This is a genomic window from Nocardia veterana NBRC 100344, assembly GCF_000308855.1.
GTDB classification, from domain to species: domain Bacteria; phylum Actinomycetota; class Actinomycetes; order Mycobacteriales; family Mycobacteriaceae; genus Nocardia; species Nocardia veterana.
Window position 1 is genome coordinate 17,829 of sequence record NZ_BAGM01000116.1, and the last position, 7,637, is coordinate 25,465.

Annotated in this window: 6 protein-coding genes and 1 pseudogene; 3 read left to right on the forward strand and 4 right to left on the reverse strand. The window is 68.0% G+C overall.

Annotated features, from left to right (window positions below; genetic code table 11):
• Positions 1–7: 7 nt before the first annotated feature.
• A complete protein-coding gene (locus ON37_RS21970) occupies positions 8–454 on the reverse strand; it encodes a GreA/GreB family elongation factor (RefSeq protein ID WP_040721915.1) in 447 nt (148 codons plus the stop codon).
• Positions 455–649: 195 nt separating this feature from the next.
• Between ON37_RS21970 and ON37_RS21975 the strand changes: the two genes are divergently transcribed.
• The 3 genes and pseudogenes from ON37_RS21975 (at position 650) to ON37_RS21985 (ending at position 5,071) form a co-directional block, all read left to right on the forward strand.
• The gene (locus ON37_RS21975; RefSeq protein ID WP_040721894.1) at positions 650–2,179 is read left to right on the forward strand and encodes a PucR family transcriptional regulator; all 1,530 of its coding nucleotides are present in this window, start codon (positions 650–652) and stop codon (positions 2,177–2,179) included.
• A 160-nt stretch (positions 2,180–2,339) separates the two neighbouring features.
• Entirely contained in the window at positions 2,340–3,236 is an 897-nt protein-coding gene (locus ON37_RS21980) for a universal stress protein (protein ID WP_040721896.1), read from the forward strand.
• A 40-nt stretch (positions 3,237–3,276) separates the two neighbouring features.
• Positions 3,277–5,071 (forward strand): annotated as a pseudogene (locus ON37_RS21985) (AMP-dependent synthetase/ligase).
• A 32-nt stretch (positions 5,072–5,103) separates the two neighbouring features.
• On the opposite strand, the gene ON37_RS21990 reads toward ON37_RS21985, so the two are convergent.
• Genes ON37_RS21990 through ON37_RS21995 form a run of 3 tightly spaced genes read right to left on the reverse strand, consistent with a single transcriptional unit; the run spans position 5,104 to position 7,387 of the window.
• Positions 5,104–5,454 (reverse strand): UBP-type zinc finger domain-containing protein, encoded by a 351-nt coding sequence (locus ON37_RS21990; RefSeq protein WP_040721898.1) that lies wholly within the window; start codon positions 5,452–5,454, stop codon positions 5,104–5,106.
• Positions 5,451–5,603 (reverse strand): hypothetical protein, encoded by a 153-nt coding sequence (locus ON37_RS32575; RefSeq protein WP_245553346.1) that lies wholly within the window; start codon positions 5,601–5,603, stop codon positions 5,451–5,453. The genes ON37_RS21990 and ON37_RS32575 overlap by 4 nt, the downstream gene beginning before the upstream one ends.
• A 50-nt stretch (positions 5,604–5,653) precedes the next feature.
• Positions 5,654–7,387: an FAD-dependent oxidoreductase gene (locus tag ON37_RS21995; protein WP_040721900.1), complete on the reverse strand. Its 1,734-nt coding sequence runs from the start codon at positions 7,385–7,387 to the stop codon at positions 5,654–5,656.
• Positions 7,388–7,637 lie beyond the last annotated feature (250 nt).

The following is a 7,637-nucleotide window of genomic DNA, read 5'->3' on the forward strand; positions in this document are numbered from 1 at the left end:
ACCCGGCTCAACACCGTCGCGAATGCATACCGTAGGGAACCGCCTCCAACAGGGTGACCTGCACCGACGCCCCGCTGGGAACCCGATACGAGCAGACCTGGCCCCGCCGCGCGCCGGTCAGCGCCCGACCCAGCGGCGACTCGGGGGAGTAGACCTCCAACTCCTCGGTGTCGGCGCCGTCACGCCACCCCAGCAGAAACGTCTCGGCCTCGCCGTCGTCGAACCGGACCGTCAGCACCATGCCCGGTTCCGCGACACCGTCGTCGGCCGGCATCTGCCCGACCACCGCCCGGCCCAGCAATTCCTCCAACTCCAGCCGACGCGCCCGCCGACCGGCCGCGGATTCGACATCCTCGTCCCCGCCGCCGCGATGCGCGGCACGCAACTCCACCAGCTCCTGCCGCAGCCGCTCGTAGGCGTCCTGCGTCAGCCACACATTCTCGGTTCCCGTCATCTCATCTCTTCGTTCCACGTGCCGGCGCACCCCACACCCGCGCGCCGCACCGCCGATGCCGATATCCATCTCCAGAGTGACCCGCCACCCCACCCGATACGTTGTCCGTCTGCGACAATCTGTGCCACGGTCATTGTTGTCACCGAACACCACGGTCGGGACCGCCGCGCCGGAAAGGACCCGTGACCTGCCCCGATGGTCAAACTCGATCGCCTGATCAACATCCTGAGCCGCTACGGCGCCCGACTGCACGGCAGCATCGCCAACCGCAGCGTCGAACTGCACAGCGTCGCCGTCCACGACCCCATCCGCCCACACGCCGCCACCGGTGACGTCTTCCTCGCCGTCGGCGCCGCCGACCTCACCGAAGCACTCGCCCTCGCCGCCGACGCCCGCGCCACCGTCGCCATCGCCCGCACCACCGACAGCCCCGACCCCCACCACCGGCACACACTCGACGACGCCGGCACCGCGCTGCTGACCGTCGACCCGAGCGTGTCCTGGAGCCAGATCGCCTCCGTCGTCTACGGACTCGTGCTCGAAGGCCGCGAAACCGAATCCGGCCGCGGCCCCAGCGACCTGTTCGCCCTCGCCGACACCATCTCCGCCTCCGTCGACGGACCCGTCACCATCGAAGACCAACTGTCGCGCGTCATGGCCTACTCCACCGCCCAACACGAAACCGACCCCGTACGCTCGGACACCATCCTCGGCCGGCGCATGCCCGAACGCGTCCGCCGATTCCTCGACCAGCAGGGAATCTTCGCCCACCTCGCCACCTCCGACGCCCCGCTCTACATCCCACCGGCACCCGAACACGGCCTGCACGGCCGCACCGTGGCCGCCGTCCGCGCCGGCCGCGAACTCCTCGGCTCGGTCTGGGTCTCCGGCCGCGAACCGCTCCCACCACACCGCGCCCGAGCCCTGCAGGAAGGCGCCCACACCGTGGCCCTGCACCTGCTGCGCTCCCGGGTCAGCGCCGACCTGGAACGACAAGTCGAATCCGAACTCGTCATCGAACTGATCGAGGGCAGCCCCGACGCCGACGCCGCCATCGGCAAACTCGGCATCCCCGCCCACGACCTGCGCGTCATCGCCCTGCAAGCCCACGCCGAACAAGAACGCAACGCCGGCATCCTGCTCGCCTTCGAACGCGCCACCACCGGCTTCGGCTGGTCCCGCCGCGGCCGCAGCACCCTGTTCGGCAACACCGTCTACACCCTGCTACCCGCCGGCGACGATCCCGCACCCGCCTACCGATGGATCGCCGACATCGCCGCGAGCCTGCCCGCGCACATCGACATCGTCGCCGGAATCGGCGGCACCGCCGACGCCCGCGACCTACCCGCGAGCCGGCAGGAAGCCGACGAATGCATGGCGCTGCCCCCGACCCCCACCCGAACACCACACTGCTACGACACCGCCTGGGACCGCATCCTCATCCAGCGACTGCGCTCGGTGGCCTCGACCGGCCGCCTCCCGTCCCGAGACCCCGTCGCCCAACTGGCCGACGCCGACCGCCGCGGCGGCACCCACTATGTCCCCACCCTGCAGGCCTGGCTCGAAGCACACGGCGACCCGAACGCCGCCGCCCGCACCCTCGGCGTACACCCCAACACCGTGCGGCACCGGATGCGCCGCATGCGCGAATTCGACTACCTCGACCTCGACGACCCCACCAAACGCACCGCCCTGCTCATCGCCCTCCCGCTCCACACCGGCTGACCGTCGCACCGAACACGATGCGAGACCGAACGGCCCCGACGAGACACACTTCGCCCAGACTCCCAGCACAACGAACCCCACTTCTCACCAGGACTTTGGGCCCTAGGGGAAACCCGGAACAGGAGCAACGATCGAAGAAGCAGGCACGCAGGAGGCAGCCATGGGGACGAGCGCGACGGTGACCGAACCGATCGTCGTCGGAATCGACGAATCCGAAGCGGCCGAACAAGCCGCCGCCTGGGCAGCCGGCGAAGCCGCACTGCGCCACCTCGACGTCCGGATCGTACTGGCCTGCGGCTCCGCCGTTCTCGACAGCTCTCACACCCGACACCGACAGGAGCGAGGCTACTGGCGCGAAGAGCACGCCCTGGCCCGAGCCGCCGCCATCGTGCGTCACACCGCACCCGGCACAGAAGTGCTCACCGAGCTCACACCGGCACCGGTCCTCCCAACCCTCACGGCATGGTCGAAGCGCGCATCGATGATCGTTGTCGGCAGCCACGGACGTGGTCCGATCCGCCGGGCCGTGCTGGGCTCGGTCAGTACCGCCGTCGCTCGGGAAGCGTTCTGCCCGGTCGCCATCGTCTACTCCCGCCCCCCGCGCCGAGCCGGAACCGGGCCGGACCCGGTCGTCGGTATCCGTGACATGCCCGACGACGCCACCGCCCTCGACTACGCCTTCACGGAAGCACGCCTGCGAGAATCGGGCGTAGTAGCAGTGCACGCCCTGCGCCATGACACAGCCGCCACCGGCGGACAGGTCGCAACCCGTGAGACCTTCGAGCGCGCCCTGTCCCGATGGCAGCATCGCTATCCGGAAGTCGCACTGGAGACGGTCGTCGCCTCCGATGCCCCAGCTCCCGCGTTGGCCCGCCACGCCGCCGTCGGCGGGCTACTCGTCCTGGGCAGACACGGCTGGTGGGAATTCGAGCAGATAGAAACCGATATCGCACGCATCGCGAAGCACACCGCCCGCTGCCCGACCCTCATCGTTCCCGACGACCTCGACACACGACGTCCGTCCGAACGAGCCGAATCCGTCTCACCAGCCACGTGAGCGGCGTCCGGAGGCCCGCAGCTCGGCTCCAGGAGCAATCATGCACGAATTCAGCCTGCCCGCCATTTACGATGTCACGCCCGAGGCATGCCTGGGCGACCTCGTTCACCGCAACGCCGAAAAACACCCCGATGTCGCAGTGATCGCCCGCAAACGCGACGGCCGATGGCACGACGTGAGCGCCGTCGAATTCCTCGCCGAAGTCCGCGCGACCAGCAAGGGCCTGATCGCCAGCGGTATCGAATCCGGCGACCGAGTAGCCATCATGTCCAGTACCAGATACGAGTGGACACTGCTCGACTTCGCGATCTCCTGCGCCGGAGCGGTCAGCGTGCCCGTGTACGAGACATCCTCACCCGAACAGGTGCACTGGATTCTCTCCGATTCAGGCGCTGTCGCGGCGGTCACCGAAACAAGGGCCCACACCACCGTCGTGAACGCAGTCCGCGATCGGCTACCCGATCTCCGCCAGCTCTGGCAGATCGACGCCGACGCACTGCCCACGCTCGCGCGAACGGGGGCCGGGATCACCGACGCCCGGCTCGACGAACGTCGCGCCACCGTCGACGCGGACTCGCTCGCCACGATCGTCTACACCTCAGGCACTACCGGCCGCCCCAAGGGCTGCCCGCTGACCAACCGCAACTTCCTCGCTGAGCTGGGCAACACCACCGCCCGCCTGCCCGAGTTGTTCCGAACCGGGGAATCGTCGGTCCTGCTGTTCCTACCACTGGCACACGTCCTCGGCCGCATCGCAGAGGTGGCCGTTCGCACTCGCCCCCATCAAGATCGGCCATGTCAGCAACGTCAAAGATGTCACCACCGAACTCGAAACGTTCCGCCCAACACTGATCCTCGGCGTCCCCCGGGTCTTCGAGAAAGTGTTCGATGCCGCTCGCGCGCGAGCGCAATCGACCCACCGAGGGTTGATCTTCGACGCGGCCGCCACGACCGCTGCCTCCTACAGCCGCGCCCTCGATTCCGGCCGTATTCCCTGGCATCTTCGCCTGCGCCACACGGTGTTCGACCGCTTGGTATACCGGAAGCTCCGCGCCGCACTCGGCGGCCGAGCCACGCACGCGCTGTCCGGCGGAGCTCCGCTCGGCGAACGACTCGGACACTTCTTTCGCGGAGCCGGCTTCACGGTGCTCGAAGGCTACGGCCTGACCGAAACCTGCGGAGCAGCAACATTCAACCCCGACGACCGGCCGAAGATCGGAACCGTCGGCCAACCGGTGCCGGGCTGCGCGGTCCGCATCGACGAGGACGGCGAGATCCTGCTCCGGGGTCCCACCGTGTTCACCGGCTATTGGCACAACCCATCGGCCACCAAGGAGGCATTCCGCGACACCTGGTTCGTCACCGGCGACGTCGGCTCCCTCGACCGGGACGGCTACCTCACCATCAGCGGCCGCAAGAAGGAGATCATCGTGACCGCGGGTGGCAAGAATGTCGCTCCCGCCGTCATCGAGGACCGCATCAGGTCCCACGCCATCATCGGTGAAGTCATGGTCGTCGGCGATGGAAAACCGTTCGTCGGGTGCCTCGTCACCATCGACCGTGAACAGTTCACCACCTGGAAGCACCTGCACGGCAAATCGGCCGAGGCGACACCGGCCGACCTCGACTCCGATCCCGAGCTACTCGAAGCGATCCAAGCCGCCGTCGACGACGGAAACCGAGCAGTGTCCCAGGCCGAAGCGGTACGCAAGTTCCGGCTTCTACACACCGAGTTCACCGAGGCCAACGGCTATATCACGCCGTCGCTGAAACTCAAACGCAATCTCGTGCTGCGCGATTTCGCCGATGAGGTCGAGGCACTGTACTCGACCTAGCCGGGTGCGCTGCGACCCCACGGCCGGCCACTTCAATGCACCAGCTGCTGCCAGTCGGGCGGCACACTGCCCGCCGGACCGGGCACCGGCTGGGTCTCGGGATGACTCGTCGGCGGCGCCAGCTCCGGACCGTCACCGACCTCGCCGGTGCGGTAGTCGTAGAACCAGTCCTCTCCGGGCTCGAAACTCTGGATAACCGGATGCCCGGTACTGCGGAAATGGGCGGTCGCATGCTGAGCAGGGGAGCTGTCACAACACCCCACATGCCCACAGCGGGCGCACCGCCGCAGATGAACCCACCACCCGCCGGCAGCCAGACATTCGGCGCAACCGGTCCCACCGGCCGGCACGGTCACATCGATATCGCCACCCGATACGCTCACCGCTGCTCTCCCTTCGACGTCGCGACCACAGCCTCGACCACACCACGGGCACCGGCCGGGTTCTGCTCCGTGATCAGCCGCCCGTCGGTCACCACATACGGGGCGAAAGGCTCGACAGCCGTGCGGTAGTCGGCACCACCCGAGATCACCGTCGTCCGATCCGGGAAACACCGCCGGCCGCGTGATGCCGATCAACCTATCAGGCCGAGCGACCGTCGGCGGCCACATGCCGGATCTCCGCGATCGGCAACCGCAGAGCAGCGGGGGAGGAGACCGGAACCACCGGCGCGACCGGCGCCACCGGATCGAGGCGACGGTAGGGCAGATCCATCGGCGGCCGCGGGTCGCGCTCACCCTTGTTCGGCCACATCGACGCCGCCCGCTCGGCCTGCGCGGCGATGGTCAGCGACGGATTGACACCCAGATTCGCCGAAATCGCCGACCCGTCCACAATGCTCAACGTCGGATACCCGTGCACACGGTGATACGGGTCGATCACCCCACGCTCCCGATCCGCGCCGATCACGCAACCGCCGATGAAATGCGCCGTCATCGGAATCCCGAAAATATCCGGCCAGGTACTGCCCGCCGTGGCCCCGAGCTTGTCGGCCACCCGGCGCGTCACCTCATGACCGGCCGGAATCCACGACGGATTCGGCTCCCCGTAGCCCTGCCGGCTGGTGTATCGGCGACCGAACAGCCCCCGCCGGGTGAACGTCGTGATCGAATTGTCCAGACTCTGCATGACCAGCAGGATCAGCGTGCGCTCACTCCAGCGCCGAGTCCGCAACAACCGCACCGTCCGCACGGGGTGACCGAACGCCGTCACCAGCACCCGCACCCATCGCGGCACCGCATGACCACCATCGACCAGATAGGTCTGCAACAAACCCATCGTGTTCGACCCCTTGCCGTAGCGCACCGGCTCGATATGGGTGTCGGGGGTCGGATGAAACGACGAGGTGATCGCCACTCCCGCCGTCAGATCGAGATCGGCATCCACCCGAGTGCGTCCCGCCCCGAGGATCGCCTCGGAATTGGTGCGGGTCAGCACCCCCAGTCGCGGCGACAGATTCGGCAACACACCCGAGTCCCGCATCCGGAACAGCAACCGCTGGGTTCCCCATGTGCCCGCGGCCAGCACCACGTGCCGCGCCGCGATCGTCCGGCGCCGCCGCCGGATCCGCGCACCGGTACGCCGCGTATCGACCAGCCAGCTGCCGTCGGACTGTGGCCGCACAGCAGTCACCGTCGTCATCGGAAACACCTGCGCGCCCGCCCGTTCGGCCAGCCCCAGGTAGTTCTTCACCAGAGTGTTCTTGGCGCCGTGCCGGCACCCGGTCATACATTCGCCGCACTCGATACATCCGGTGCGGTCCGGGCCGACACCACCGAAGTACGGGTCCGCGCTCACCACACCGGGTTCACCGAAGTACACACCCACCGGCGTCGGCACGTAGGTGTCGCCGACGCCCATATCCTCGGCGACCGACCGGATGATCTCGTCGGCCAGGGTGGTGTGCGGATTCTCCACGACACCGAGCATGCGCCGCGCCTGCTCGTAGTGCGGACTCAATTCGGCGTCCCAGTCGGTGATGTCGGCCCACTGCCGGTCACCGAAGAACGCGCTGCCCGGCTTGTACAGCGTGTTCGCGTAGTTCAAGGAGCCCCCGCCGACGCCCGCGCCGGCCAGGATGAAGCAGTCGCGCAACCGGTGGATGCGTTGAATGCCGTAGCAGCCCAGCGCCGGTGCCCACAGATAGCGGCGCAGATCCCAGCTGGTGGCCGCGAAGTCCGCGTCGGCGAAACGCCGACCGGCCTCGAGGACCGCCACCGAATACCCCTTCTCCACCAACCGCAACGCCGTCACACTTCCACCGAAGCCGGATCCCACGATCACGACATCGACGTCATCCGGCCACCCTGCCTCCATGACACCTCCTGGCTGTGGACGCTAACAACACCGCCGCTGCGGACGCGACGATGTCGTGGCGACTACCAATTCCGGCGGCGGGCGCTACGGCAGTTTCACAACGGCAGGGCATCGCGACGGGGGCGGGTGGGCCGGAAGAAGTTCGGTGAATGAGGGAACGGTGCGACAGCCAGCAAAACGTCACGTGACATTTTGCGCCTCCGGACCGGGAGCTTGGAAAGCAGGGGCGAGGGGTCGGATACCGGGAGAT